General features: G+C 66.8%; 28 protein-coding genes and 1 tRNA gene. 9 read left to right on the top strand and 20 right to left on the bottom strand.

Going from position 1 to position 25,767, the window contains the following annotated elements; genetic code table 11:
- The first annotated feature begins 57 nt into the window (after positions 1 to 57).
- The gene (gene maiA, locus ACN8ZM_RS15180) at positions 58 to 702 is read left to right on the top strand and encodes a maleylacetoacetate isomerase (RefSeq protein WP_420210238.1); all 645 of its coding nucleotides are present in this window, start codon (positions 58 to 60) and stop codon (positions 700 to 702) included.
- 82 nt (positions 703 to 784) lie between these two features.
- On the opposite strand, the gene ftsY is transcribed toward maiA, so the two are convergent.
- Entirely contained in the window at positions 785 to 1,939 is a 1,155-nt protein-coding gene (gene ftsY / locus ACN8ZM_RS15175) for a signal recognition particle-docking protein FtsY (RefSeq protein ID WP_043187283.1), read from the bottom strand.
- Between the two features lie 215 nt (positions 1,940 to 2,154).
- On the opposite strand from ftsY, the gene rsmD reads away from it, so the two are divergent.
- The 3 genes from rsmD to ACN8ZM_RS15160 all read left to right on the top strand — a co-directional run bounded on the left by rsmD (position 2,155) and on the right by ACN8ZM_RS15160 (position 3,704).
- Positions 2,155 to 2,769 (top strand): 16S rRNA (guanine(966)-N(2))-methyltransferase RsmD, encoded by a 615-nt coding sequence (gene rsmD / locus ACN8ZM_RS15170; RefSeq protein ID WP_089451305.1) that lies wholly within the window; start codon positions 2,155 to 2,157, stop codon positions 2,767 to 2,769.
- Between the two features lie 111 nt (positions 2,770 to 2,880).
- Positions 2,881 to 3,378, top strand: coding sequence for a pantetheine-phosphate adenylyltransferase (coaD, locus tag ACN8ZM_RS15165; protein ID WP_031403077.1), 498 nt, complete (start codon positions 2,881 to 2,883; stop codon positions 3,376 to 3,378).
- A 59-nt stretch (positions 3,379 to 3,437) separates the two neighbouring features.
- Positions 3,438 to 3,704: a YfhL family 4Fe-4S dicluster ferredoxin gene (locus ACN8ZM_RS15160; RefSeq protein ID WP_175025443.1), complete on the top strand. Its 267-nt coding sequence runs from the start codon at positions 3,438 to 3,440 to the stop codon at positions 3,702 to 3,704.
- Between the two features lie 82 nt (positions 3,705 to 3,786).
- Here ACN8ZM_RS15160 and hisC read toward each other — a convergent pair whose 3' ends face one another.
- The 8 genes from hisC to ACN8ZM_RS15120 all read right to left on the bottom strand — a co-directional run bounded on the left by hisC (position 3,787) and on the right by ACN8ZM_RS15120 (position 10,946).
- Positions 3,787 to 4,854, bottom strand: a complete 1,068-nt coding sequence (gene hisC / locus ACN8ZM_RS15155; RefSeq protein WP_420210237.1) for a histidinol-phosphate transaminase — start codon at positions 4,852 to 4,854, stop codon at positions 3,787 to 3,789.
- A gap of 115 nt (positions 4,855 to 4,969) precedes the next feature.
- A complete protein-coding gene (gene pth / locus ACN8ZM_RS15150) occupies positions 4,970 to 5,569 on the bottom strand; it encodes an aminoacyl-tRNA hydrolase (RefSeq protein WP_089451303.1) in 600 nt (199 codons plus the stop codon).
- Between the two features lie 121 nt (positions 5,570 to 5,690).
- Positions 5,691 to 6,296, bottom strand: coding sequence for a 50S ribosomal protein L25/general stress protein Ctc (locus tag ACN8ZM_RS15145; RefSeq protein ID WP_043187294.1), 606 nt, complete (start codon positions 6,294 to 6,296; stop codon positions 5,691 to 5,693).
- A 160-nt stretch (positions 6,297 to 6,456) separates the two neighbouring features.
- Positions 6,457 to 7,419, bottom strand: a complete 963-nt coding sequence (locus ACN8ZM_RS15140) for a ribose-phosphate pyrophosphokinase (protein ID WP_043187297.1) — start codon at positions 7,417 to 7,419, stop codon at positions 6,457 to 6,459.
- 44 nt (positions 7,420 to 7,463) lie between these two features.
- Positions 7,464 to 7,540 (bottom strand) — tRNA-Gln (locus ACN8ZM_RS15135).
- A 55-nt stretch (positions 7,541 to 7,595) separates the two neighbouring features.
- Positions 7,596 to 8,477 carry a 4-(cytidine 5'-diphospho)-2-C-methyl-D-erythritol kinase gene (ispE, locus tag ACN8ZM_RS15130; RefSeq protein ID WP_069248895.1) on the bottom strand — a complete coding sequence of 294 codons (882 nt, stop codon included), beginning with the start codon at positions 8,475 to 8,477 and terminating at the stop codon, positions 7,596 to 7,598.
- 25 nt (positions 8,478 to 8,502) lie between these two features.
- Positions 8,503 to 9,123, bottom strand: coding sequence for a lipoprotein insertase outer membrane protein LolB (lolB, locus tag ACN8ZM_RS15125; RefSeq protein WP_043187304.1), 621 nt, complete (start codon positions 9,121 to 9,123; stop codon positions 8,503 to 8,505).
- Complete coding sequence (locus ACN8ZM_RS15120; RefSeq protein ID WP_043187307.1) at positions 9,123 to 10,946, bottom strand: tetratricopeptide repeat protein; 1,824 nt, start codon at positions 10,944 to 10,946, stop codon at positions 9,123 to 9,125. Before ACN8ZM_RS15120 ends, lolB begins: the two co-directional genes overlap by 1 nt.
- Positions 10,947 to 11,032: 86 nt before the next feature.
- Between ACN8ZM_RS15120 and mutM the strand changes: the two genes are divergently transcribed.
- Positions 11,033 to 11,860: a bifunctional DNA-formamidopyrimidine glycosylase/DNA-(apurinic or apyrimidinic site) lyase gene (gene mutM / locus ACN8ZM_RS15115; RefSeq protein WP_420210236.1), complete on the top strand. Its 828-nt coding sequence runs from the start codon at positions 11,033 to 11,035 to the stop codon at positions 11,858 to 11,860.
- A gap of 24 nt (positions 11,861 to 11,884) precedes the next feature.
- On the top strand, positions 11,885 to 12,991 hold the full coding sequence (gene mutY / locus ACN8ZM_RS15110; RefSeq protein WP_205824189.1) for an A/G-specific adenine glycosylase: 1,107 nt from the start codon (positions 11,885 to 11,887) through the stop codon (positions 12,989 to 12,991).
- 95 nt (positions 12,992 to 13,086) lie between these two features.
- Here the strand turns inward: mutY and ACN8ZM_RS15105 are convergent, their stop codons facing one another.
- From ACN8ZM_RS15105 to kdsD, 11 genes are all read right to left on the bottom strand, one after another.
- Entirely contained in the window at positions 13,087 to 13,722 is a 636-nt protein-coding gene (locus tag ACN8ZM_RS15105; RefSeq protein WP_043187316.1) for an LON peptidase substrate-binding domain-containing protein, read from the bottom strand.
- A 27-nt stretch (positions 13,723 to 13,749) separates the two neighbouring features.
- Complete coding sequence (rapZ, locus tag ACN8ZM_RS15100) at positions 13,750 to 14,658, bottom strand: RNase adapter RapZ (protein WP_043187318.1); 909 nt, start codon at positions 14,656 to 14,658, stop codon at positions 13,750 to 13,752.
- A gap of 75 nt (positions 14,659 to 14,733) precedes the next feature.
- On the bottom strand, positions 14,734 to 15,702 hold the full coding sequence (gene hprK, locus ACN8ZM_RS15095; protein ID WP_011353227.1) for an HPr(Ser) kinase/phosphatase: 969 nt from the start codon (positions 15,700 to 15,702) through the stop codon (positions 14,734 to 14,736).
- 129 nt (positions 15,703 to 15,831) lie between these two features.
- Entirely contained in the window at positions 15,832 to 16,371 is a 540-nt protein-coding gene (locus ACN8ZM_RS15090) for a PTS sugar transporter subunit IIA (RefSeq protein WP_080741751.1), read from the bottom strand.
- Between the two features lie 168 nt (positions 16,372 to 16,539).
- On the bottom strand, positions 16,540 to 16,899 hold the full coding sequence (gene hpf / locus ACN8ZM_RS15085; RefSeq protein ID WP_006477786.1) for a ribosome hibernation-promoting factor, HPF/YfiA family: 360 nt from the start codon (positions 16,897 to 16,899) through the stop codon (positions 16,540 to 16,542).
- A gap of 158 nt (positions 16,900 to 17,057) precedes the next feature.
- Positions 17,058 to 18,563, bottom strand: a complete 1,506-nt coding sequence (locus tag ACN8ZM_RS15080) for an RNA polymerase factor sigma-54 (protein WP_043187322.1) — start codon at positions 18,561 to 18,563, stop codon at positions 17,058 to 17,060.
- 160 nt (positions 18,564 to 18,723) lie between these two features.
- Positions 18,724 to 19,500, bottom strand: a complete 777-nt coding sequence (lptB, locus tag ACN8ZM_RS15075; RefSeq protein WP_034189275.1) for an LPS export ABC transporter ATP-binding protein — start codon at positions 19,498 to 19,500, stop codon at positions 18,724 to 18,726.
- A complete protein-coding gene (gene lptA, locus ACN8ZM_RS15070; RefSeq protein WP_043187325.1) occupies positions 19,497 to 20,162 on the bottom strand; it encodes a lipopolysaccharide transport periplasmic protein LptA in 666 nt (221 codons plus the stop codon). The genes lptB and lptA overlap by 4 nt, the downstream gene beginning before the upstream one ends.
- A 20-nt stretch (positions 20,163 to 20,182) precedes the next feature.
- Positions 20,183 to 20,797 carry an LPS export ABC transporter periplasmic protein LptC gene (gene lptC / locus ACN8ZM_RS15065; protein ID WP_043187328.1) on the bottom strand — a complete coding sequence of 205 codons (615 nt, stop codon included), beginning with the start codon at positions 20,795 to 20,797 and terminating at the stop codon, positions 20,183 to 20,185.
- Positions 20,798 to 20,800: 3 nt separating this feature from the next.
- Positions 20,801 to 21,337, bottom strand: a complete 537-nt coding sequence (locus ACN8ZM_RS15060; RefSeq protein ID WP_043187330.1) for a KdsC family phosphatase — start codon at positions 21,335 to 21,337, stop codon at positions 20,801 to 20,803.
- Positions 21,337 to 22,320 (bottom strand): arabinose 5-phosphate isomerase KdsD, encoded by a 984-nt coding sequence (gene kdsD, locus ACN8ZM_RS15055; protein WP_043187332.1) that lies wholly within the window; start codon positions 22,318 to 22,320, stop codon positions 21,337 to 21,339. Before kdsD ends, ACN8ZM_RS15060 begins: the two co-directional genes overlap by 1 nt.
- A 125-nt stretch (positions 22,321 to 22,445) precedes the next feature.
- Between kdsD and ACN8ZM_RS15050 the strand changes: the two genes are divergently transcribed.
- The 3 genes from ACN8ZM_RS15050 (at position 22,446) to ACN8ZM_RS15040 (ending at position 25,767) form a co-directional block, all read left to right on the top strand.
- Positions 22,446 to 24,452: a monovalent cation:proton antiporter family protein gene (locus ACN8ZM_RS15050; protein WP_043187334.1), complete on the top strand. Its 2,007-nt coding sequence runs from the start codon at positions 22,446 to 22,448 to the stop codon at positions 24,450 to 24,452.
- Positions 24,453 to 24,535: 83 nt separating this feature from the next.
- Positions 24,536 to 25,102 carry an adenine phosphoribosyltransferase gene (locus ACN8ZM_RS15045; RefSeq protein WP_011353218.1) on the top strand — a complete coding sequence of 189 codons (567 nt, stop codon included), beginning with the start codon at positions 24,536 to 24,538 and terminating at the stop codon, positions 25,100 to 25,102.
- Between the two features lie 50 nt (positions 25,103 to 25,152).
- Positions 25,153 to 25,767, top strand: coding sequence for a LysE family translocator (locus tag ACN8ZM_RS15040; protein WP_175221625.1), 615 nt, complete (start codon positions 25,153 to 25,155; stop codon positions 25,765 to 25,767).

Raw genomic sequence — 25,767 nt, 5'->3', positions numbered from 1 at the left:
GCCGGCTGCGCCGCGCCCGTGCCGTTGCCGGCCGAATACGACTACGAGAGACATCCCATGAAGCTCTACAGCTATTTCCGCAGTTCCGCGTCGTACCGCGTGCGGATCGCCCTGAACCTGAAGCAGCTGCCGTTCGACTACGTGCCCGTGCACATGCTGCGCGACGGCGGCGAGCAACTGAAGGACGCGTACCGCGCGCTGAATCCGGACGCCGTCGTGCCGACGCTGACCGACGGCGACGCGACGCTGCAGCAGTCGCTCGCGATCATCGAATACCTCGAGGAAACCCATCCGGAACCGGCGCTGCTGCCGAAGCAGCCGGTCGATCGCGCGTATGTGCGTGCGGTCGCGCTGCAGATCGCGTGCGAAATCCATCCGCTCAACAACCTGCGCGTGCTGAAGTACCTGAAGCACACGCTGCAGGTGCCCGAGGAGGCGAAGAACGCGTGGTACCGGCACTGGATCGAGGCGGGCTTCGAATCGCTCGAGACGCGTCTCGCGAGCGATCCGCGCACCGGGAAGCTGTGCTTCGGCGACACGCCGATGCTCGCCGACGTGTGCCTCGTGCCGCAGGTGTTCAATGCGAACCGCTTCTCGATCGACACGACGCGCTATCCGACGATCCAGCGGATCGTCGACCATGCGTCGACGCTCGATGCGTTCAAGGCCGCCGAACCTGGCGTGCAGCCTGACGCCGAGTGAGCGGAGCGCGCTCTTGGTGACGAGAGGGCGCGCATGAAAAAGGGCGCCCGAAGGCGCCCTGTGCGACGTGTGCCGGCGGCGTTCAGCCGAGCAGCGCGTCCGCGAATTCGACTGCGCTGAACGGCTGCAGATCCTCGACCTTCTCGCCGACGCCGATGAAGTAGACGGGCACCGGGCGCTGCCGCGCGATCGCGGCGAGAATCCCGCCCTTCGCGGTGCCGTCGAGCTTCGTGACGATCAGGCCGGTGAGGCCGAGCGCGTCGTCGAATGCCTTGACCTGCGTGAGCGCGTTCTGGCCGGTGTTCGCGTCGATCACCAGCAGCACTTCGTGCGGCGCGCCGTCGTGCGCCTTCGAGATCACGCGCTTCACCTTCTTCAGCTCTTCCATCAGGTGGAGCTGCGTCGGCAGGCGGCCGGCCGTGTCGGCCATCATCACGTCGATCTTGCGCGCGCGCGCGGCGCTGACCGCGTCGAAGATCACCGCGGCCGGATCGCCGCTTTCCTGCTGCACGACCGTCACGTTGTTGCGCTCGCCCCAGACCGCCAGCTGTTCGCGCGCGGCTGCGCGGAACGTGTCGCCCGCGGCCAGCAGCACCGACTGGTCGAAGCTCTGCAGGTGCTTCGCGAGCTTGCCGATGCTGGTCGTCTTGCCCGCGCCGTTCACGCCGGTGATCATCATCACGAGCGGCTGCGCGCGGCCGAGCATCAGCGATTTCTCGAGCGGCGTCAGCAGCTCGACGAGCAGGTCGTGCAGCGCGGCCTTCACCTGCTGCGGGTCGGTCAGGCGGCCTGCGCGCACCTTTTCGCGCAGCGCGCCGAGCAGGTACTCGGTCGCGTCGACACCCGCGTCGGACATCAGCAGCGCGGTTTCGAGCTCCTCGTACAGATCCTCGTCGATCTTCGTGTTGACGAACACGCCGGTGATGCTCGAGCCCGTCTTGGCGAGCCCCGTTTTCAGGCGCGCGAGCCACGATTTCTTCGCGGTGGCGTCCTGCAGCGGCGGCGGAACGATTTCGACCGTCTCGACGACTTCGTCGCGGCCGTCGTTGGTCGGCGTGACCGTCATCACGACGGCCGGCGCGGCCGGTTGCGCGGGCGCTTGCGGCACTTCGACCGCAGGCGGCGCCTCGAGCGCGGGCGCATCGGACGGTTCGTCCGTTTGCTGCGCGTCGGCCGATTGCGATTCCGCCGGATCGGGCTCCTGCGTTTTCTTGAATCGTTTGAAGAAGCTGAACATGGTCTGACGTCGGGAAGAGGGCGGGCCGCCGCCAGGGGCGGGCACCGGACGGGCCGTTCTGCGTTCGCGCGGGCGCGGCGCACGGCGGCCGAAACCGTGCATTTTATCAGTGCGGCGGGGCGCTCGCGTCAGTGTGCGCCGCCGCTGTGGTAACGTGCGCCTGTTTGGCGGTGCGCCCCCGCGCGCGCCCGGTCCCTCCGTCGTCGATATTCCGTATGTCCCGTTCCTCTTCCGGCCGCCCGGCGGCCCCTTCCAGCCGCGGCAAGCCGCACACGATCCGCATCATCGGCGGTGACTGGAAACGCACGCCGCTCGCGGTGCTCGATCTCGACGGCCTGCGGCCGACGCCCGATCGCGTGCGCGAGACGCTGTTCAACTGGCTCGGCCAGGATCTCGAAGGCCGGCGTTGCCTCGACCTGTTCGCGGGCACCGGCGCGCTCGGTTTCGAGGCCGCGTCGCGCGGCGCGGCGAGCGTCGTGATGGTCGAGCGCCATCCGCGTGCCGCGCAGCAGCTGCGTGCGATCAAGGACAAGCTCGGCGCGCGTGCGGTCGAGGTCGCGGAAGCGGACGCATTGCGGCTCGCGGCCGGGCTCACGCCGGGCGCGTTCGACGTCGTGTTTCTCGATCCGCCGTTCGGCGATCTGGCCGTGCTCGAGCGCGCGATCGCGCTGGCGGCATCGCTCGTCGCGGCGGGCGGCGCGCTGTACGTCGAGACGGGGGCGGAGCTCGATCCGGCCGCGCACGACGCGCTCGCCGGCTGGCAGGTCGTGAAGCACGGCAAGGCCGGTGCGGTTCACTATCATTTGCTGCGGCGCGAAAATGATGAATAATGCGCGTTCCATACGAGGCGGCGCGCCGCAAAGGCGACGCATGCCCATCTCGGCAGCGGCGTGCGCATCGCACGGCTGCCATCCCGTTTGCGTGATGACAGGAGGAGCGACATGGTAGTCGCCGTGTATCCCGGTACGTTCGATCCGCTGACGCGCGGGCACGAAGACCTCGTGCGGCGTGCGTCGAGCATTTTTGATACGCTGGTGGTCGGTGTTGCCGACAGCCGCGCGAAAAAGCCGTTTTTCTCGCTCGAAGAACGTCTGACGATTGCGAACGAGGTGCTCGGCCATTATCCGAACGTGAAGGTGATGAGTTTCACCGGCCTCCTGAAGGATTTCGTCCGGACCAACAATGCGCGCGTGATCGTGCGCGGCCTGCGCGCCGTGTCCGATTTCGAATATGAGTTCCAGATGGCGGGGATGAACCGCTACCTGCTGCCCGACGTCGAGACGATGTTCATGACGCCGTCCGATCAGTACCAGTTCATCTCGGGGACGATCGTGCGGGAAATCGCGCAGTTGGGCGGCGATGTCAGCAAGTTCGTGTTCCCGTCCGTCGAGAAGTGGCTGACCGAGAAAGTCGCTGCGATGGGAGGCCCTGCCGCGTGATGCGGCGCCGGCCGGTTTCGTTGCGAAGCCGGCCGCCGGCCTGAAGAAGTGAGATCAGTATGTCTTTGATGATTACCGACGAGTGCATCAATTGCGACGTGTGCGAGCCCGAGTGCCCGAACGGCGCGATTTCGATGGGCCCGGATATCTACGTGATCGACCCGAACAAGTGCACCGAGTGCGTCGGCCATTTCGACGAACCGCAGTGCCAGCAGGTGTGTCCGGTCGAATGCATTCCGCGCGATCCGCAGCATGACGAATCGCACGCGCAATTGATGGAGAAGTATCACGCGTTGACCGCCGGGAAGGGCGACGACGCGTCGTGACCCGGAGGTGACGCGCGCGCTCGTTCGTCGGCACGCACGTCACGCATCCCGATCGGCGCCGCCTGGCGCCGGTTCTTTCGTCTCAGGCCAGCAGCTCGCGCAACGCCGCGACGAGCGCATCGCATTCGGCATCGGTGCCGACGGTGATGCGCAGGTGCTGGTCGATCCGCGGCAGCCGGAAGTGCCGCACGAAAATTTCCCGTTCCTTCAGTTTCGCCGCAATCGCACCCGCGTCCTGTGCGGGATGGCGCGCGAACACGAAATTCGCGGCCGACGGCACGACGTCGAAACCGAGCGTGTCGAGCGCGTGCGTGAGCCGCGTCCGGCTGTCGATCACGCGCCGGCAGGTTGCGCCGAAATAATCGGTGTCTTCGTATGCGGCCTGCGCGGCGACTTGCGCGAGCCGGTCGAGCGGGTACGAGTTGAAGCTGTCCTTCACGCGGTTCAGCGCGTCGATCAGCGCGGCATCGCCGAACGCGAAACCGACGCGCATGCCCGCAAGCGAGCGCGCCTTCGACGTCGTATGCACGACGAGCAGGTTCGGATGGCGGTCGATCAGCGTAATCGCGGACTGCGCGCCGAAGTCGACATAGGCTTCGTCGATCACGACGACCGACGACGGATTCGCGGCCGCGATCCGCTCGACGTCCGCGAGCGGCAGCGCGCGCCCGGTCGGCGCGTTCGGATTCGGAAACAGCACGCCGCCAGCATCGTCGAGATAGTCGTCGACGCGGATCGAGAAGTCGTCCGCGAGCGGCACGATCGACGTCTGGACGCCGTACAGGCGCGCATAGGTCGGATAGAAGCTGTACGTGATGTCGGGGAAGCGCAGCGGCCGGTCGTGCTTGAGCAGCGCCTGGAACGTGTGCGCGAGCACCTCGTCGGAGCCGTTGCCGACGAACACCTGCTCGGGCTTGATGCGGTGATGGGCCGCGACCGTCTCGCGCAGCGCGCGCGCAACCGGGTCGGGATAGCGGCGCAGCGTGTCGCCGGTCTCGCCGAGTTCGCGCGCGATCGCCGCGACGACGCGCGGCGACGGCGGATAGGGATTCTCGTTGGTGTTCAGCTTGACGGGGTGTGCGAGCGCGGGCTGCTCGCCCGGCACGTAAGGCACGAGTTGCTGAACGACGTCGCTCCAGTAACGGCTCACCGCTTGGCTCCTGTCGGGCAAAGCGACCAGATTACCGCATGTGCGCGCAGGGTGGGGTGGGCGGAGCCGCCCGGTGACGCCGGACGGCCCGATGCACCGTAGCGGTGCGACGCGGTCAGTTGCGATGCAGCTGCATCGTCGCGCGGTCGAGTTCGCCCTTGACGACCATCGGCATCACGGCGAGCGCGCGTTCGATCGACGCGTCGATCACGTCTTGTTCCTCGCGGCGCGGCGGCTTCAGCACGAAGTTCGCGACGTCGGGCTTCGCGCCGGCGCGTGCCCCTTCCGGAATCAGGTCGCGCGGATGGCCGATGCCGATCCGCAGCCGCCAGTACTGCTGCGACGACAGATGCGCGGTGATGTCCTTCAGGCCGTTGTGGCCGCCGCTGCCGCCGCCGAGCTTCAGTTTCACGGTGCCGGGCGGCAGGTCGAGCTCGTCGTGCGCGACGAGGATCTGGTCGGGCAGGATCTTGAAGAATTGCGCGAGCGCGACGACCGACTGGCCGGAGCGGTTCATGTAGGTTTGCGGCTCGAGCAGGTGGACTTCCTCGCCGTGCAGGCGCGCTTTCGCATAGAAGCCGTGGAAGCGGCGTTCGTCGCGCAGCGTCGTGCCTGCTTCGCGGGCGAGCTGGTCGATCAGCCAGAAGCCGGCATTGTGGCGCGTCGCGGTGTATTCCGCCCCGGGATTGCCGAGGCCGACGATCAGTTTGATCATGACGTTTCGAAGGCGGCAACGGCCGCCTGGGCGCAGAAAAAGAAAAACCCGCCGGGCAAGCCGCGGCGGGTTGCGTCGACCGTTTCGAGAAACGGATCGATGGGGCGCGTAAGCAGCCCGCTTAGGCAGCCGGCGTTTCGCCTTCTGCTGCGTCCGACACGGCACCAGCCGGGACCGTCGCCGATGCGACAACCGGGTTTTCCGCGTCGACGTGCGCGACCAGCGCGACGCCCTTCGGCAGCGTGATGTCCTTCGCGTGCAGCGATTGACCCGCTTCGATCTTCGACAGGTCGACTTCGAGGAACTCCGGCAGGTCAGCCGGCAGGCACTCGATTTCGATTTCCGTCGCGACGTGCGAAACGATCGCGCTCGACAGCTTCACTGCCGGGCTGACTTCAGCGTTCAGGAAGTGCAGCGGAGCCTTCGTGTGCAGCTTCTTCTTCGCGTCAACGCGTTGGAAGTCCACGTGCAGCACCAGTTGCTTGAACGGGTGGTATTGCACGTCGCGCAGCAGAACCTGTTGCGACTGGCCAGCCACTTCGAGGTCGAGGATCGACGAGTGGAAAGCTTCCTTCTTCAGGGCGTGCCACAGGGCGTTGTGATCGAGTTCGATCTTTTGCGGGGCTGCTTCGCCACCGTAAACGATACCCGTGGTCTTACCAGCGTTGCGCAGGCGGCGGCTCGCACCCGTACCTTGCTCTTGGCGCTCGAAAGCGACGACTTTCATGTGATTCTCCAATAGCTGCCCGCGACCAGGCAGTAAAACGGGGCCGTCAAACAGCGGCCCCCGATGAAACGGCGGGGTTTCGTCTATCCCGTCCGATTGTGCAAAAAGCGAAGCGTTGCCGCTTCGCTTTCTGCGCATGCTTTGTTCAGTCGATTCGCGATCAGGATTCCGCGAACAGCGACATCACCGAATCGCCGCGGCGGATCCGCGAGAACGTTTCGGCCAGCAGGCTCGCGCTCGTCAGTGCACGGATCTTCGAGCAGCCCAGCGATTCGGCGGACAGCGGGATCGTGTCGGTGACGACCAGTTCGTCGAGTGCCGACGCAGCGATGCGATCGGCTGCGCCACCCGACAGCACCGGGTGCGTCGCGTAGGCGAATACCTGCTTCGCGCCGCGTTCCTTCAGCACTTGCGCGGCCTTGCAGAGCGTGCCTGCCGTATCGACCATGTCGTCCATGATCACGCAGGTGCGGCCTTCGACTTCACCGATGATGTTCATCACTTCGGAGACGTTCGCCTTCGGGCGACGCTTGTCGATGATCGCGAGATCGCAGTTGAGCTGCTTCGCGAGTGCCCGGGCACGCACCACGCCGCCGACGTCCGGCGACACGACGAGCAGATCCGAGTAGTTCTGCTTGCGCAGGTCACCCAGCAGGATCGGCGTTGCGTAGATGTTGTCGACCGGGATGTCGAAGAAGCCCTGAATCTGGTCGGCGTGCAGATCCATCGTGATGATCCGCTCGACGCCGGCGATTTCCAGCATGTTCGCGATGACCTTCGCCGAGATCGCAACGCGCGCCGAACGCGGGCGGCGATCCTGACGGGCATAGCCGAAGTAGGGGATGGCTGCAGTGATCCGGCCGGCGGATGCGCGCTTGAGCGCATCGACCATGATCATCAGTTCCATCAGGTTGTCGTTCGTCGGTGCGCACGTGGATTGCAGGACGAAGACGTCCTTGCCGCGCACGTTTTCCTGGATCTCGACCTGGATCTCGCCGTCGGAGAAACGGCTGACCATTGCTTTGCCGAGGGGAATACCAAGGATATTGACGACTTCCTGGGCGAGCGCGGGATTCGCGTTGCCAGTAAAGACCATCAGGCCATCATGGCTGTGGCTGCTCATCGTGCACCTGCTTCAGGCTTGGGCGGGAAATGCGGGAAAATTTTTGGCAGGGGAGGAAGGACTCGAACCCTCGCATGCCGGAATCAAAATCCGGTGCCTTGACCAACTTGGCGACTCCCCTACACTTAACTGACTGCTTTACCGAACTCGTGTAGGCCGTTCGGCAAAGTAAAACTTCATGACGCGAAAGCGAAGAGCGGATGCTCGTTCAGGCTCTCGGCAACTGCACCATTCCAACCGGTGGGCAGCTTGGCTTGCGCCGCTTCTGCCTCATGCTTGCTGCGAAACGCTGCAAACACGCTTGCTCCGGAGCCGGTCATCCTCGCGGGGGTCACATCATACAACCATTTGACCACCTGCGCAACTTCCGCGTACTTACTTGTTACAACTTGCTGCATATCGTTCCGACCGAAACTATCCGGCCATCCCGCATCGCTGCTTTGCTGTGCAAGAAAGTCCGTAATTGTGACGCGCTTCGAATCTCTTGTCAACAACTCATCTGAAAATATTTCAGCGGTTGGGACGTGAACGCGGGGCGTTACAACCAAGAACCAGCGAGTCGGCAATTGTACCTCAGCTAATTCTTCTCCGATACCCTCTGCGAACGCATTTTTTCCAAAAATAAAAAACGGGACGTCTGCGCCGAGTTTTACCGCGAGCGACTGGAGCTCGGCGCGCGGCAGGTCGAGTTGCCACAGGCGGTTCAGCGCGAGCAGCGTCGTCGCCGCGTCGGAGCTGCCGCCGCCGAGGCCGGCTCCCATCGGCAGGCACTTGTCGATCTCGATGTCGACACCGTGCGCGGTGCCCGTATGCGCTTTCAGCAGGTTGGCCGCGCGCACGACGAGGTCGCTTTCCTCGGGCACGCCGGGCACGTCGGTGACGCGCGCGACGCGACCGTCGTCGCGCAGCGTGAAGTGCAGCGTGTCGCCCCAGTTCAGCAGCTGGAACACGCTCTGCAGATCGTGATAGCCGTTCGGACGGCGGCCGGTGATGTGCAGGAACAGGTTGAGTTTCGCGGGCGCAAGGCAGTTGCGCAGCGAGCGGGTCGAATCGGTCATGCGTATGTCTGGGCTAGGCAGGCGCTCACTGATCGAGCACGAGCTTGATGTCGAGCGGCGGTGTCGCGCGCACGAGGTTGACGCGTTTGACGCCCGTGGCCGGGGCATCCGCGTAGGCGAGGTAGTCGATCGTCCAGCCGTCCTGGCGGATCTGCTTGACGCGCGTGCCGTCGGCCGGATCGCGCACCGTCTCCGCGTGCGTCGCGGGCGCGGCGGTCGGCAGCAGCCAGTAGCGCAGGCCCGCGAGCGGCAGTTCGAAGCCGAGCGTTTTCTGCATCAGGTCGCCGACGTCCGGCGCATATTGCGTCGGACGGTTCGGCAATTCGAGCGACGCCGCCTGCGGCGTCGACTTCACGACCGCGAGCGTCTGGCCGAGCGGGCTGCGCAGCTCGAGCGACACGTCGTCGCCGTGCTCCTGCCAGTCGAAGTTGCCGTACACGTTCTGCTGCTTGCCGAGACGGTCGTCGTACTGCACCGCGAAGCGGCCATGGTAAGCGTGCGTGGCGGCAGTCTGCAGCGCCGCGCCGGTCGGCGCGTTTGCCGACGGCGGCGTGCTCGCGCAGCCGGCGAGCGCGAGCGCCGCGCCGGCTGCGGCCAGCGTGCGCTGCGCGCGGGAGGACAGGGAAAACATCGGGAACATCTGCATCAGAGACCGTTGATCTGGAGGCGCTTCAGCGTCTGCACGAGCGTGTCGTTGTCCGGCTCGAGCTTCTGCGCGGCACGCCACGCGGTACGCGCGTCGTCCTGCGCGCCGCTCTTCCACAGCACTTCGCCGAGATGCGCGCCGATTTCGGCGTTCGGCTGCAGTTCGTACGCGCGCCGCAGCACCTTCGCCGCGCCGGCCGTATCGCCCATCCGGTACTTCACCCAGCCGAGGCTGTCCATGATGTACGCGTCGTTCGGCGCGAGCGTCATCGCCTTGTCGATCAGCTTGCTGGCTTCGGGCAGCCGCTGGTTGCGATCGGCGAGCGAATAGCCGAGCGCGTTGTACGCCTGCGGATTGTCGGGCTGCGTGCGGATCAACTCGCGCAGCTGCTTTTCCATCGTCGTGTAGTGGCCGGTCTTTTCGGCCGCCATCGCGTAGTCGTAGCGCAGGTCGGGATCGTCGGGGAAGTCCTGGACCGCCTGCCCGAGCCGGGCCTCGGCTTCCGGATAGCGCTTCGCGGTGAACAGGATCGACGCGTCGGTGCGTGCGACCACGGCCGCATCGCGCGGATCCGTGATCGGCAGGTCGTCGAGTACCTTGCGTGCCTCGTCGGTCTTGCCCTGTTTCTGCAGCAGTTGCGCGCGCGTGATCTGCGCGGGGAGGTAGTGCTGGCTCGTCTGGTCGACCTTGTCGAGCCATTGCGACGCCTGCGCGTCGTTGTCCTGGTCGATCGCGATCTGCGCGAGGTAGATGTAACCCTGGCCGACGTCGAGGTTCGGCTGCTTGTCGCCGAGTTGGACGTATTGCTTCAGGTAGACGGTCGCTTCGTCGAGCTTCTTCTGCTGGATCTTGATCAGCGCGAGCGCCATCAGCGGCGTCGGATCCTTCGAGTCGAGCTTGCGCATCGTCTCGAACTGCTTCTGCGCGTCGTCGAGGCGATCGTCGGCGAGATAGAGCTGCGACAGCGCGAGCCGTGCATCGCGCGACTTCGGATTCTGCTGAACATACTTCTCGAACGACGCGATGCCCGCCGCACGTTCCGCGGGCCCCATCTGCGACAGCATCAGGGCGGCCGGCAGGTAGTCGGGGCGGATCTGCAGCGCCTGCTTCAGCGACTGCGCGGCGCCGTCCTTGTCGTCGACGGCAAGCTGCTGGCGCGCGATCGCGAGCTGGGCCTCGGGCCGGTTCAGGTCGTTCTTCAGCATGTCCTTCAGCACCGCGAGGCCGCCGACGCGGTCGGAGCCGCGCACGAGCAGCGCCTGCAGCGCGAGGATCGCCGGGCCGCGCGTCTCGCCGGTCGCCCGGGCCAGTTCGCGCGCGAGCATCGGCTGCGCGTCGGCCGGCTTGCCGGCGAGCACCAGCAGCGCGGCGTCGACCTGCGATGCGCGGTTCGAATCCGGGGAGTACTGGCGCCACAGGTTCGCGGCGGACAGCGCGTCGGCCGGGCTCTGCGCGCCGAGCGCGATCTCGGTCGCACGCTGCGCCATGCGCGGATCGCGCGTGTCGCGGGCGAGCGCGAGGTAGGTCTGGTAGGCCGGCGCCGGCTGGTTACGCTGGAGCGCGACCTCGGCGGCGAGCACCTGGTAGACGATCTGGCTCGTCAGCGGCACGCTGGGGAGATTCTTCTGCTCGTCCGGCATCACATGCTCGAACGCGCCCTGCGGCTCCGCGTCGTCCGATGCCGGATCCTGCGCGTGGGCCGGGAAGGCGGTAAGGGTCCAGGCAGCAAACAACGCGGCGCCGAGTGCACGGCGGACCGGGAAGGCGCGTGCGCCGCGCTCGGCGGCGGGGCGCTTCTGAAGCAGCTTCGAGGGCAGGGTCATGGAAATCCGTTCGATGTTTCAACCGATTGTAACGCGCTCGCTACAATACACGCACGATCGGTAATCCAGTCTCAGACCCGCAAACAATGCCAGAGTTGCCAGAAGTCGAAGTCACGCGCCGGGGCATCGAGCCCTTTGTCGCAGGCCGCCGCGTCGAGCGTGTCGACGTCCGTACCGCGATGCTGCGCTGGCCCGTGCCGGCCGGGCTCGCCGAGCAGTTGCGCGCGCGCGAGGTGCTCGCCGTCGAGCGTCGCGGCAAGTACCTGCTGTTCGAGGTCGATGCGGGCTGGTTCATCGTCCATCTGGGCATGACCGGCACGCTGCGCGTGCTGCCCGCGGACGGCGTGCCGGCTGCCGCGAAGCATGACCACATCGACTGGATCTTCGACGAATTCGTGCTGCGGTTTCGCGATCCGCGCCGCTTCGGCGCGGTGCTGTGGCACCCGCGCGAAGCGGGCGACGTGCATGCGCATCCGCTCCTCGCGAGCCTCGGCGTCGAGCCGTTCTCGCCGGCGTTTACCGGCGCGCTGCTGCACGCGCGCACGCGCGGCCGCACCGTGTCGGTCAAGCAGGCGCTGCTCGCGGGCGACATGGTCGTCGGCGTCGGCAACATCTATGCGTCGGAGAGCCTGTTTCGCGCCGGCATCCGGCCGACGATGGCCGCCGGCAAGGTCTCGCTGCCGCGCTACGAGCGGCTGGCCGATGCGGTGCGCGCGACGCTCGCCGACGCGATCGAGCGCGGCGGCAGCACGTTGCGCGATTTCGTCGGCAGCAACGGCGAAAGCGGCTATTTCCAGCTCGACTGCTTCGTCTACGACCGTGCGGGCCAGCCTTGCCGCGTATGCGGCACGCCGATCCGCCAGATCGTGCAGGGCCAGCGGTCGACCTATTTCTGCCCGACGTGCCAGCGTTGAAACCTTTTTTCACGATTAGATAACTTGAAGCCGCCCCGCATCGCCCCCGCTCCGTTCCCCGTTACGCCGCTGCACCGCACGTTCGCCACGCGCCTGGTCGCGTGGCAGCGCGAGCATGGCCGCCATGACCTGCCGTGGCAGAACACCCGCGATCCGTACCGGATCTGGCTGTCGGAAATCATGCTGCAGCAGACGCAGGTATCGACCGTCATCCCGTATTACACGCGCTTTCTCGACCGCTACCCCGACGTCGCCGCGCTCGCGGCCGCGCCGACCGACGACGTGATGGCGCTGTGGGCGGGGCTCGGCTACTACTCGCGCGCGCGCAACCTGCACCGCTGCGCACAGGTCGTCGTCGCCGAGCACGGCGGCGCGTTTCCGGCGACGCCTGACGCGCTGGCCGAACTGCCGGGCATCGGCCGTTCGACGGCCGCGGCGATCGCGTCGTTCGCATACGGCGCGCGCGCGACGATCCTCGACGGCAACGTGAAGCGCGTGCTGGCGCGGGTGTTCGGCGTCGAGGGCTTTCCGGGCGAGAAGCGGGTCGAGAACGACATGTGGGCGCTCGCCGAATCGCTGTTGCCCGACGCCGCGAACGCGGCCGACGTGAGCGCCTATACGCAGGGGCTGATGGATCTCGGCGCGACGCTGTGCGTGCGCGGCAAGCCCGATTGCGCGCGCTGCCCGTTCGCGGGCGACTGCGTCGCGCAATCGACGGGCCGCCAGCGCGAACTGCCGGCCGCGCGGCCGAAGAAGGCCGTGCCGACGCGCAAGACCTGGATGCTCGTGCTGCGCGACGGCGACGCCGTGCTGCTCGAGCGGCGCCCGCCGACCGGCATCTGGGGCGGGCTGTGGAGTCTGCCGCAAGCGGACGGCGACGCCGCGCTCGCGGAACTCGCGCGCGGCTTCGGCGGCGGCGGCACGGTGCCGCTCGCGCCGCTCACGCACACGTTTACGCATTTCCGGCTCGAAATCGAGCCGCGGCTGAGCGACATGGCCGACGGTGGCGGGCTGCCTTCGGGCGCGCGGGATGCGGACACCGCCTGGGTGCCGCTGAGCCGGCTCGACGCGTATGGCGTGCCGGCACCGGTGCGCAAGCTGCTCGATGCGCTGAGCGGGCCGCTGCTGTAACGAAGGGGAGGGGCGCGCTCAAGAAAACGCCGGGCCGTCCCAGGTTTTCTGGACCCCCTCGGGGGCCTGGCGCGGAGCGACTGGTCTGGGGGCCTTTATAACCAGCCGTGCCGGCCGAGCACGTGGTGCACGGCGTCGATGCGCGCGCCGACGTCCGGAAACTCCATCAGCTTCTGCCGCGCGCGCAGGTCGAGCGGCAGCAGTTCCGCGAGGCGGTTCGACACCCAGCTCGGATCGTCGAGGCGGAACGGTTCGCCGAACGGCATCTTGCCCGGTTCGGACTTCTTCAGCGCGTCGATGATGCGCTCGAGCACCTCGGCGCACGAGCCGAACTGCGCGAGCGTCTGCTCGCCTTCGAGCGGGATATCGTCGGGCAGCGGCTCCGCGATGCCGACCAGCAGCCCGTTGCCTTCGACGCGATACGACAGCAGCTCGAAACGCTGCGTGCCGACCGCCTGCAGGTACAGCATGCCGAATTCGCCGGTATCGCACTCGGTGATGCGCGCCATGCAGCCGATGGTCTCGGGCACCGACACGGCACCGTCCTGCGCGACTTCGGGCCCGCTCTTCAACAGGCACACGCCGAACGGTGCGTCGTCGCGCAGGCACGCGCGGGACATGTCGAGATAGCGCGCCTCGAACACCTTGAGCGGGAGCAGGCCTCCCGGAAACAGCACCGTATGCAGCGGAAACAGCGGCAGGTCGATCAGGGTGGTCGATAGGGAGGACATGGCGCGCGGGCGTTGGGGCGTGCGTCGCTAGGGTCGGTCGACCTCGGAGACGAGCCGCGACGACGCGTCGACATCCACTGGCGCGTCACGATGCCGCACGATCACGTTCGCCTCGTGCGCAAGGCGCGTGGCGAGCGTTTCCGCGATGAACACCGAACGATGCTGCCCGCCCGTGCAGCCGATGGCGACGGTCAGGTAGCTGCGGTTGTCATCGCGGAAGTGCGGCAGCCATTTCATCAGGAACGCATGGATGTCGTCGATCATCTGGTGGACGATCGGCAGTGCGTCGAGAAAGGCGATGACCGGCTGGTCGAGCCCGGTGAGCGGGCGCAACTCATGGTCGTAGTACGGATTCGGCAGCGCGCGCACGTCGAACATCAGGTCGGCGTCGAGCGGCACGCCGCGCTTGAAGCCGAACGATTCGAACATCACCATCAGGTCGTTGTTCTTCTGCTCGATGAAGCGCTTGACCCACGTACGCAGCGCGTTCGCGCGCAGCGTGCTCGTGTCGATCTGGTGGCCGAATTCGGCGAGCGGCGCGACGAGGTGGCGTTCGCGCTCGATCGCTTCCTCGAGCGACGACAGCAGGCCGACGTTCGCATCGTGCGACAGCGAACCGGACAGCGGATGGCGGCGGCGCGTTTCGGAGAAGCGCTGGATCAGCGCCTGGGTGCTCGCGTTGAGGAACAGCACGCGCACGTCGTGCTCGCGCGACAGCTCGCGGATCAGGCCGGGCATTTCGTCGAGCGACGCACTCGAGCGCGCGTCGATCGCGACCGCGAGCCGGCGCTGGCCGTCCTCGGCGAGGTAGCGGGCAAGTTCGGGGAGCACGTGCGGCGGCAGGTTGTCGACGCAGTAATAGCCTGCGTCTTCGAGCGCGTTCAGCGCGACGGACTTGCCTGAGCCGGAGATGCCAGTGATAAGGACGATGCGCATGGGAAGCAGAGAATCCTGACGTTTCATCATAGCACCGGCTCGACGCGTCGGCGTTGCGCGGCCGGCGCGTGCGGGTTACACCAGTTTGCCGGGGAACTGACTGTCGGGATCTTGCATCGCGAGTCGTTGCCGATCCATGAAATCGCGCAACGTGTCGATTCCGCGCAACTGCAGGATCGTGTTCCGGACGGCCGCCTCGACGAGCACCGCGAGGTTGCGGCCGGCCGCGACCTGGATCGTGACTTTGCTGATCGGCAAGCCGAGCACGTCGACGGTCTGGCTTTCGAGCGGCAGGCGCTGGAATTCGCCGTCGGGGCGCCGCACGAGCTGGACGATCAGCTTCAGCTTCATTTTCCGCCGCACGGCGGTTTCGCCGAAGATCGTCTTGATGTCGAGCAGGCCGAGGCCGCGCACTTCGAGCAGGTTCTGCAGCAGCGGCGGGCAGCGCCCTTCGACGAAATCGGGGCCAAGTCGGACGAAATCGACCGCGTCGTCGGCGACGAGGCCGTGGCCGCGACTGATCAGTTCGAGGCCCAGTTCGCTCTTGCCGAGGCCCGAGTCGCCCGTCAGCAGCACGCCCATCCCGAGGATGTCGATGAACACGCCGTGCAGCGTCGCGCGCGGCGCGAGGATCCGCGACATGTAGAGCCGCAGGCTGTCGATCACCGCGGCGGCCGACATCGGCGTCGTGAACAGCGGGGTCGACGAGCGCGTGCAGCGCAGCACGAGTTCGGGCGGCGCCGCGGCGCCGCCGGCGACGACGAGAAACGGCGGTTCGAGCGCGATCAGCTCGGCCATGTGGCGCGAGCGGTCTTCGTCGGTCTGCCGCTGGTAGTAGTCGATTTCGGCTTCGCCGAGCACCTGGATCCGGTTCGGGTGGATCAGGTTCAAGTGGCCGACGAGGTCGGCGCTCGAGGTGGCATTGCCGACGGTGTCGGCCGAAAAGCCGCGTTCCCAGCCTTCATGCCCCGTCAGCCAGCTCAGTTTCAGCGTGGCCGCGTTGTCGTCGAAGATGCTCTGGGCGTTGATGCTGGACGTATCCATGACTTTCGTCACTCCAATGGGCCGGTGCGTGCGTGCGGCGACGGACATCGCCATGCCGGGCCGGCGCCGGGCGGCCCTGAACGGCGGCGTGTGCCGCCGCGTACGGGGAAATATTCCGCCCGGATCAACTCAAGGTTGCCACTGAGTGAGCAGGCGATGCAACTCGGCGACATCCGTTTCGTTGTGCAGACGCTCGCGCGCGTCGCGGTCGGACAGCAGTTGCGCGATTTCCGACAGGATCTCGAGGTGCTGCTGGGTGGCTTGCTCGGGCACGAGCAGGAAAATCAGGAGGCCGACGGGCTGGCCGTCGGGGGCTTCGAACGGGATCGCATCGGCGAGCCGGACGAACGCGGCGAGCGGGTGCTTGAGACCCTTGATGCGCCCGTGCGGAATCGCGACGCCTTCGCCGAGCCCGGTCGAGCCGAGGCGCTCGCGCGCGAACAGGTTGTCCGTGACGGTGCTGCGGGCGATGCCGTTCTGATTCTCGAACATCAGCCCGGCTTGTTCGAACACGCGTTTCTTGCTGGTGACTGAGAGGTCGATGACGACGTTCTCTATGGGCAGGATTTTGGCTAGGCGATTCATGTTGGCAGGCGATTGGGCGGCCTGGGGTCTCCTTGCGGCGGCAGACTGATTACCCATGTTCGGCGATATCAAGGCGTTCGGCATCGGCAACCTGCAAGGCAGCTACCGCGTCCAGCGCCCCCCGGCGATAACCGGAACATTATAGAGCACAGCCGCGTGCGTGGCGCAGCGCGGACAGACCGGTTGCACCACTGCGCGGAGTCGCAAAAAAAACGCCCGGCGAACCGGGCGACGTGTGTGTTGCGGTGAAGGTTACTGCGGCGGCAGTTCGATCTGGTCGATCGACGGTTGAAGCTTGATCGGGTCGTGCGCGTGCGTTTGCAGGCGCTCCATGTGCTTGACGACCTGGCGATCCAGCTTGTCGATCAGCAGATCGATCGCTGCATACAGATTACCGTTGGCGCTTTCGACGAAGATGTCCTTGCCCTTCAGGTGCAGGTTGATTTCCGCGCGCTGCTGCTTGTCCTTTTCCTTGTGGTTGTCGACCGAGAGGATCACAGTGCCATCGATCACCTGATCGCTATGCCGTAGCACCCGGTCCAGCTTGGTGATCACGTATTCGCGAATTGCAGGCGTGACTTCGAGATGATGTCCACTGATCTTCAGGTTCATAGTGCTTCTCCAAGCGAGTGACCACCCGGCCGCATCGAGGCGGCGCTCCGGTCGACTTGCCCGTGCCGCACGAGGCGGCGTATCGCGGACAGGTCGCCCGGCCTGTTCCCCGTATGCGCGGTGGCCGGAACACGCCTGCCGCCGGGCAGGCAGCAGGCTTAAAGAGACTTGCGCAGATTCACTGCCGGGATCTTGAGGGCTTCGCGGTACTTCGCAACCGTGCGGCGCGCGACCACGAATCCTTGTTCTGCCAGCAGCTCGGCAATGCGGCTGTCCGAAAGTGGCGATTTAGGGTCTTCAGCTCCTATCAGTTGCTTGATGAGGGCTCGGATGGCTGTCGACGAAGCGGCGCCTCCGGTGTCGGTCGAAACGTGAGATCCGAAGAAGTACTTAAATTCAAGCGTCCCGAACGGGGTCAGCATGTACTTCCCGGTTGTCACACGGCTGACAGTCGACTCGTGTAGGCCCAGCGTATCAGCTATTTCCCGCAAAACCAAGGGGCGCATGGCAATTTCACCGTGCGCAAAGAAGTTCTTTTGACGCTCGACAATCGCCTGCGCGACACGCAGGATCGTGTCGAATCGCTGCTGGATGTTTTTGATCAGCCAGCGTGCTTCCTGGAGCTGCTGTTTGAGCGAACCGGCCGACGGATCGCCGCGGCTGTTGCGCAGGATGTTCGCGTAGAGGTTGTTGATCCGCAGGCGCGGCACGACCTCCGGATTGAGTTCCGCGAGCCATCCCTGGCCGGCCTTCTTCACGATGATGTCGGGCACGACGTAGTCGGCCTCGGCCTTGCCGTATGCGGCGCCGGGGAACGGCTCCAGCGAACGGATCAGCGTGTGCGCGTCGCGCAGCGCGTCGTCGCTCGCCTTCAGGTGCTTGCGCAAGCGCGTGAAGTCGCGGGCGGCGAGCAGTTCGAGATGCTGCGACACGATCTCGAGCGCGAGTGTGCGCGTCGGGGACGGATCGAGGCGCAGCAACTGCAGCTTCAGGCATTCGGAGGCGGAGCGGGCACCGACCCCGGCCGGATCGAAGCTGTGCAGCAGCGCGAGCGCCGCGTTCAGTTCATCGCAGTCGATCTCCAGCTCGGGCGGCAGGTCGGCGAGCACTTCGTCGAGCGTCGCGGTCAGGTAGCCGTCGTCGTCGAGCGATTCGATCAGGAACATCACGAGCGCACGATCGCGCGGGCCGGCCTGCGTGACGCGCAACTGCGCGGACAGGTGGTCACGCAGCGACGTCGCCGCTTCCTGCACCTGCAGCGGCGGGAGGTCGTCGTCGTCGGATGCGCCGCTCGAGCGGCCGAATTCGTCGAGATTCCACTGCGGGCCGTCGTTGCCGTCGCCGGACCCGTAACCGTCGTACTCGTCCGCGCCGGCCGGCTCGTCGCGCTCGGCGCGATCGCTCGACGAGCTGCTGCTGTTCGTCGAAGTGGGCTCGGTGTTCTGCGCGGGCGGCGTCTGCGCGATCAGCGATCCGTCCGCTGCGACGCGCAGCGGGCTCGCGATCCATTCGTCGTCGTTCTCGAGCAGCGGGTTCTGCGCGACGGCCATCGCGACTTCCTGCTGCAATTCGAGCGTCGACAACTGCAGGAGCCGGATCGACTGCTGTAGCTGGGGCGTCAGCGCCAGATGTTGCGACAGGCGGAGTTGAAGGCTGGCTTTCATGGCAAGGAGGGAGTCATACCGGCAGTTTGCCACGACCCAGGCGCGTTGAGCCATCCGCGATTACGCGCGGCGCGCCGCCCGGCCGCGGGCATGGCCGCGAAGCAGGGCGCGTCCCCGCACGGCGATGCCGGGCGGGGTGCAGCCAGCCACGAGGGGGGAGTTACATCCGGAAGTGTTCGCCGAGGTACACGCGGCGCACGCTTTCGTTTTCGATGATTTCGCTCGGCGCACCGGCGGCGAGCACCGAGCCGTCGCTGATGATGTAGGCGTGGTCGCAGATGCCGAGCGTTTCGCGGACGTTGTGATCGGTAATCAGCACGCCGATGTTGCGCTGCTTCAGGAACTTGACGATCTTCTGGATCTCGAGCACCGCGATCGGGTCGACGCCGGCGAACGGTTCGTCGAGCAGGATGAAGTTCGGGTTGGTGGCCAGCGCGCGCGCGATTTCGACCCGGCGCCGTTCGCCGCCCGACAGCGACAGCGCGGGGTTCTCGCGCAGGTGGCCGATCTGCAGCTCGTCGAGCAGCGCTTCGGTGCGCGACGAGATCGCGTCCTTGGACAGCCGCTTGCCGTCTTCGCCGTGCTGCAGCTCGAGCACCGCGCGGATGTTTTCCTCGACGGTCAGCTTGCGGAACACCGACGCTTCCTGCGGCAGGTACGACAGGCCGAGCGATGCGCGCTTGTGGATCGGCAGCAGGCTGATCGAGCTGCCGTTCAGCGAGATCTCGCCCGCGTCGAGCGGCACGAGGCCGACGATCATGTAGAACGACGTGGTCTTGCCCGCGCCGTTCGGGCCGAGCAGGCCGACGACTTCGCCGCTCTTCACGTCGAGCGACACGTCCTTGACGACCGTGCGCGAGCCGTAGCGTTTCTTCAGGTTGCGGACGACGAGCGAGCTCGTGGTGCCGGCCGGCTGGCGGTTCGGTAGCGCGTTCATTGGCCCGGCGCCCCCTGGATCGTGGTCGACGGCGACAGCTTTGCCGGCGCGCCGTTCAGCGGTGCAGGACCGCCGTTCTTCGGCGACAGCATCGCGCGCACGCGGCCGTTCGGGTTGCCCGGCGCGGCGACGTCCTTGCCGCCCTTCGCGGTGTAGAAGTCGCGCTGGCCGTCGTACGTGATCACGCTGCCGTGCACGGTATCGGCAATCGTCGACGTGCCCTGCAGGCGGCGCACGGTCGCGGCGGTGGTCAGCGTGGTCAGGTCCTGCTTGCCGTCGTAGTCGATGCGCTCGGCGTCGCCGTCGATGTACTCGTCGAGGCCTTCGCGCTTCTGGCGGAACGTCGCGTGCTTCTTGCCGCTGCCGAACGAGGTGGCGTACTGATAGCCTTCCGGATCCTGGCGCACTTCGACGCGATCGCCCTTGATGACGATCGTGCCCTTCGTGATCACGACGTTGCCGGTGGCGACCGTGACCTGCTTCAGGTCGTCATAGGTCAGGTTGTCTGCCTCGACGTTGATCGGCTTGTTCTGGTCGGCCTTCTCGGCATGGGCGAGCGGCGCCAGCCCGACCAGCGGGAGCGCCACGAGCGCCGCGGCAAGCGCGGCGCGGACGGCGCGCGCAGCGCCGCCGGAAATCTGTCGAGGGAACGGTTCGTTCATGCAGTCACGTGAGGGAAGCGTCACTTGGGTTGACCTTTCGAGCCGCCGGACGTGTCCGCCGCGGCGATCGTGCCGCGCACGTTGCCGTAAAGCTCGATGACCCGGGTGACGTTGTTGTACTTCATGCCGTCGGTCGCATTGACGAGCGACAGGCCGCGCTGAAGTTTAACCGGCTTTTCGGTCTGGATCACATCGTCATTGACGAAGATCCGGAAATGCTGGGAATCGGCCTGCATCTGCGGATCGCCGCCGCCGGCCGCGCGCAGGATGCGCGCGTCGTCGTACAAGTCGACGATCGACACGTCGCCGTTGACGGTGCCGCGCTTCGCGGTGGTCGTCACGACCGGCTTGCCGGGCTGGAACGCGCGCATGGCCGGATCGGCCAGGTCGCTGCTTTCCGTGTCTTCGTAATGGATCAGCTTCGCGGCCGTCAGCCGGTACTGGGTCGCGCCGGACTGGTCGAGCTCGGTGACCGAGAAGTTGTCGGCGAAATAGTCGGGCGTATGGCGCTTCGGCTGCACGGTGCCTTCGCCGGGCGGCGGCAGCGTGGCCTGCAGCAGCCACCAGGTGATGCCCGCGAGCGCGGCGACCGCGACGAGCGGCAGCAACTGGGTCCAGCGGAAATGCTTGTTCATCCGTCAGGCTCCGCAGGCGGCCGCGAGCAGCGCGTCGTAGCGGCGCTGCGCGCGCAGGATCGCGTCGCAGACTTCGCGTACGGCGCCGTGGCCGCCGCGGGCCTCGGCCACCCAGTGCGCGCGGGCGATCACCTCGGGGTGCGCATTCGCGGGGGCGGTCGCGAAGCCGCAGCGCAGCATCACGGGCAGGTCGGGCCAGTCGTCGCCCATGTAGCCGCACTGGTCGGCGGTGAGGCCGAGCGACGCGATCAGGTCGGCGAACACGGTGAGCTTGTTCTCGACGCCCTGGAACAGGTGCGCGATCTTCATTTCCTTCGCGCGCGCCGCGACGATTTCCGAGCGGCGGCCCGTGATGATCGCGGTTGCGATGCCGGCTTCGCCGAGCAGCTTCACGCCGTGGCCGTCGAGCGAATTGAACGACTTCATCGTGTCGCCGGCCGCGGTAAACAGCAGGCCGCCGTCGGTCAGCACGCCGTCGACGTCGAAAATCATCAGCTTCACGCGGCTCGCGCGTTCGGCCGCAGTCAGCGCTGCGCTCATCAGATCACCTTCTTCGAAAACAGGTCGTGCATGTTCAGCGCGCCGATCAGCGCGCCGTTGGCATCGACCACCAGCATCTGGTTGATCCGGTGGCGCTCCATCAGTTCCACGGCTTCGACCGCCAGGTGATCCGGCGCGATCGTGCGCGGGTCGCGCGTCATCACGTCGGTGATCGGCAGCGCGCGGAAGTCGCCGTCGCGCGCCAGCACGCGGCGCAGGTCGCCGTCCGTGAAGATGCCGGCGACCTTGCCGTCGGCGTCGACCACGGCGGTCATGCCGAGGCGCTTCGCGGTGATCTGGAACAGCGCGTCCGACAGCGTCGCGTCGAGCCCGACGTACGGGACGTCGTCGCCCGAGCGCATCACGTCGCGCACGTAGGTGAGCAGGCGCCGGCCGAGTGCGCCGCCCGGGTGCGAGCGCGCGAAATCTTCCGACCCGAAGCCGCGCGCGTCGAGCACGGCAACGGCGAGCGCGTCGCCGAGCGCGAGCGCGGCGGTCGTGCTCGCGGTGGGCGCGAGGTTCAGCGGGCAGGCCTCCTTCGAGACCGCGGCGTTCAGGTTCACGTCGGCGAGCGTGCCGAGGCTCGATTCCGCGCGGCCCGTGATCGCGATCAGCTTCGCGCCGATCCGCTTCACGAGCGGCAGGATCGCGACGAGTTCTTCGGATTCGCCGGAATAGGAGATGCCGATGAAGACATCGTCGGAGGTGACCATCCCGAGGTCGCCGTGGCTGGCCTCGGCAGGGTGGACGAAGAAGGCCGGCGTGCCGGTGCTGGCCAGCGTGGCCGCGATCTTGCGGGCGATATGCCCTGATTTGCCGATACCGGACACCACCACGCGGCCGCGACAGCCGAGCAGCAGCGCGACGGCCTGGACGAAGCCGCCGTCGAGCTGGTCGCGCAGCGCGCGCACGGCGTCCGCCTCGATGTCGAGCACGTCGCGGGCGAGCGCGAGCGCCCGATCATCATTGATTTTCGCTATCATGCGCGGAGTATAGCAAAGGCGTTTGTTCGCCGCGCCGGGCCTTCGGACTCGTCCGAGGTCGCCCGACCACCGCCACCACCCGCGCCCGCATTGCCGTGGCCCCGACGAACGAGGACGCTTCGCCTGTGATTTCCCCGCTCGAAATGACCCTGCTGCTGCTGCTGGCCTCAGTGGTGGGCGTCGTCGTATTCCGCTCGTTGAACCTGCCGCCGATGCTCGGCTACCTGACCGTCGGCATCCTGGTCGGCCCGCATGCGTTCGGCATCGCGGCGGATCTGGAACGGGCCGAGCATCTCGCGGAATTCGGCGTGGTGTTCCTGATGTTTTCGATCGGCCTCGAATTCTCGCTGGCGAAGCTGAGGGCGATGCAGCGGCTCGTGTTCGGGCTCGGGTTGCTGCAGGTCGTCGCGACGCTCGTGCTCGCGCTCGTGCTCGGCATGCTGTTCGAGCACTGGGTACACATCACGTGGCAGGGCAGTATCGCGCTCGGCGGCGCGCTCGCGATGTCGTCGACGGCGATCGTGTCGAAGATGCTCGCCGAGCGGCTCGAGATCGAGACCGAGCACGGCCGCAACATCTTCGGCGTGCTGCTGTTCCAGGATCTCGCGGTGGTGCCGCTGCTGATCGTGATCGCCGCGTTCGGCGCCGAATCGTCGAAGGACCTCGCGATCACGCTCGGCTTCGCGGCCGTCAAGATCGTGATCGCGCTCACGCTGCTGCTGGTCATCGGCCAGCGCTTCATGACGCGCTGGCTCAACGTCGTCGCGCGGCGCCGCTCGCAGGAGCTGTTCGTGCTGAACCTGCTGCTCGTCACGCTCGGCGCCGCGTTCATCACCGACAAGTTCGGCCTGTCGCTCGCGCTCGGCGCGTTCATCGCGGGGATGCTGATCTCCGAGACGCCGTTCCGCCACCAGGTGGAGGAGGACATCAAGCCGTTCCGCGACGTGCTGCTCGGCCTGTTCTTCGTGACCACGGGGATGCTGCTCGACCCGCGCGTGATCTGGGAGCACCCGTTCCTCGTGCTCGCGTTCTTCGTCGGGCAGATCCTGTTCAAGGGGACGATGATCGCCGGGCTCGCGCGGCTGTTCGGCGCGACGCCGGGCGTCGCGATGCGCACCGGCATCGGCCTCGCGCAGGCCGGCGAATTCGGCTTCGTGCTGTTGAACCTGATCCTCGACCGCCATCTCGTCGATGCGACGCTGCTGCAGGCGATCCTCGCGTCGATGCTGCTGTCGATGCTCGCTGCGCCGTTCCTGATCCAGAACGCCGACCGGATCGTGATGAGGCTGTCGTCGACCGAATGGATGCAGCAGTCGCTGCAGATGACGCGGATCGCGACGCAGAGCCTCAAGCAGCGCGGCCACGTGATCATCTGCGGCTACGGCCGCGCGGGCCAGAACCTGGCGCGGATGCTCGAACAGGAAGGCATTTCGTACGTCGCGCTCGACCTCGACCCCGATCGCGTCAGCGCGGCCGGCGCGGCCGGCGAATCGGTCGTGTTCGGTGATGCGGCGCGCCGCGAGTCGCTGCTCGCGGCCGGTATCCACCGCGCGGCGGCGGTCGCGATCACCTATGCGAACACGCCGTCCGCGCTGCGCGTGCTGCATCACGTGCACGAACTCGAGCCGACGCTGCCCGCGATCGTGCGTACCGTCGACGATGCCGATCTCGAGAAGCTGCTCGCAGCCGGCGCGACCGAGGTGATTCCGGAGATCGTCGAGGGCAGCCTGATGCTCGCGTCGCACACGCTGGTGCTGGTCGGCGTGCCGATGCGCAAGGTCGTGCGGCGCGTCGAGGAGATGCGCGACGAACGCTACAGCCTGCTGCGCGGCTATTTCCGCGGGGCGGACGATGCGGACGACGACGACCACGAGCAGGTGCGGCTACAATCGGTGCCGGTCGATGCGCGCGCGGACGCGGTCGGGCGGTCGCTGGAAGAACTGGGGCTGTATGCGCTCGGGTTGGAAGTCACGGCGATTCGCCGGCACGGCATCCGCGGCGTCGAACCCGATCCGCAGACCAAGCTGCGCGCGAGCGACATCGTCGTGCTGCGCGGGCTGCCCGAGGCGCTCGCGCTCGCGGAGGAGCGGCTGTCGCGCCATCGGCGCGATCCGCCGGCCGCAGTCGCCTGAGCCCGTGCTCGGATTGATAACCTGACCCGTATTTACTCGAAACGGTGCCCGATCTTCGCGCACCGTTTTTTTCGGAGAGTTTCATGCCGCATTCGTCGTCGGGCGCACCGCTCGATCCGGTCGCCTTCATCCACAGCCAGATCCGCACGGTGCCGGACTGGCCGCAGCCGGGCGTGATGTTCCGCGACATTACGACGTTGCTGCAGAGCCCGAAGGCGCTGCGCATCCTCGTCGACCTGTTCGTCGAACGCTATGTCGATGCGAAGCTCGACTATGTCGCGGGCCTCGACGCGCGCGGCTTCATCATCGCGCCGATCGTCGCGTACGAACTGAGCGTCGGCTTCGTGCCGATCCGCAAGGTCGGCAAGCTGCCGTACAAGACGCGCTCGGAATCGTACGACCTCGAATACGGCAGCGCGACGGTCGAGATCCATGAAGATGCGTGCCGCCCCGGCGACCGCGTGATCATCATGGACGACCTGATCGCGACCGGCGGCACGATGATGGCGGGGCGCAACCTGCTGCAGCGGCTCGGCGCGGAAGTGGTCGAAGGCGCGGCGATCATCGACCTGCCCGATCTCGGCGGCTCGGCGCTGCTGCGCAACGCGGGACTGCCGGTTTATACCGTCACCGAATTCGCCGGCCACTGAACGCCGGCCAGCCTGAATCCACCTGAGTTCACGTTAGCAGCGAGGTCACGATGCCCAACTTCATGCTGTTTCTCGCCACGTCGATCGCGATCACGTTCGCGCCGGGTCCCGACAACCTGCAGGTGCTCGCTCGCGGCATCTCGCAGGGCCGCGCGGCCGGCTTCGTCGCCGCGCTCGGCTTCACCGCCGGGATCCTGTTCCACACGACGCTCGCGGCGCTCGGCGTCGCGGCCGTGCTGCGTTCGTCGCCGGTCGCGTTCGAGATCCTGAAGCTCGCGGGCGCCGCGTACCTCGTGTGGATCGGCATCAAGGCGCTGCGCAGCCAGGGCCTCGCGAACGCGCACGCGCGTCCGCCGCAGCCGCTCGGCACGATCTTCCGGCAGAGCGTGATCGGCAACCTGATGAACCCGAAGGTCACGCTGTTCTTCGTCGTGTTCCTGCCGCAGTTCGTCGATCCGCACGGCGGGCAGAGCGTGACGCTGCAGATGTTCGAACTCGGCGCGCTGTTCATGCTGCAGACGGCCGCGATCTTTTCGCTGTTCGGCGTCGGCGCGGGCATGATCGGCGCGTGGCTGAAACGCCGCCCGAAGGCCGGCGTGTGGCTCGACCGGATCGCCGGCGCGACGTTCATCGCGATCGGCATCCGCGTGGCGTTGAAGGACTGA

The organism is Burkholderia aenigmatica (assembly GCF_048627025.1).
GTDB classification, from domain to species: Bacteria; Pseudomonadota; Gammaproteobacteria; order Burkholderiales; family Burkholderiaceae; genus Burkholderia; species Burkholderia aenigmatica.
Note: the sequence above shows the minus strand (reverse complement) of the source record. Positions and strands in the feature narration are given on the sequence as shown.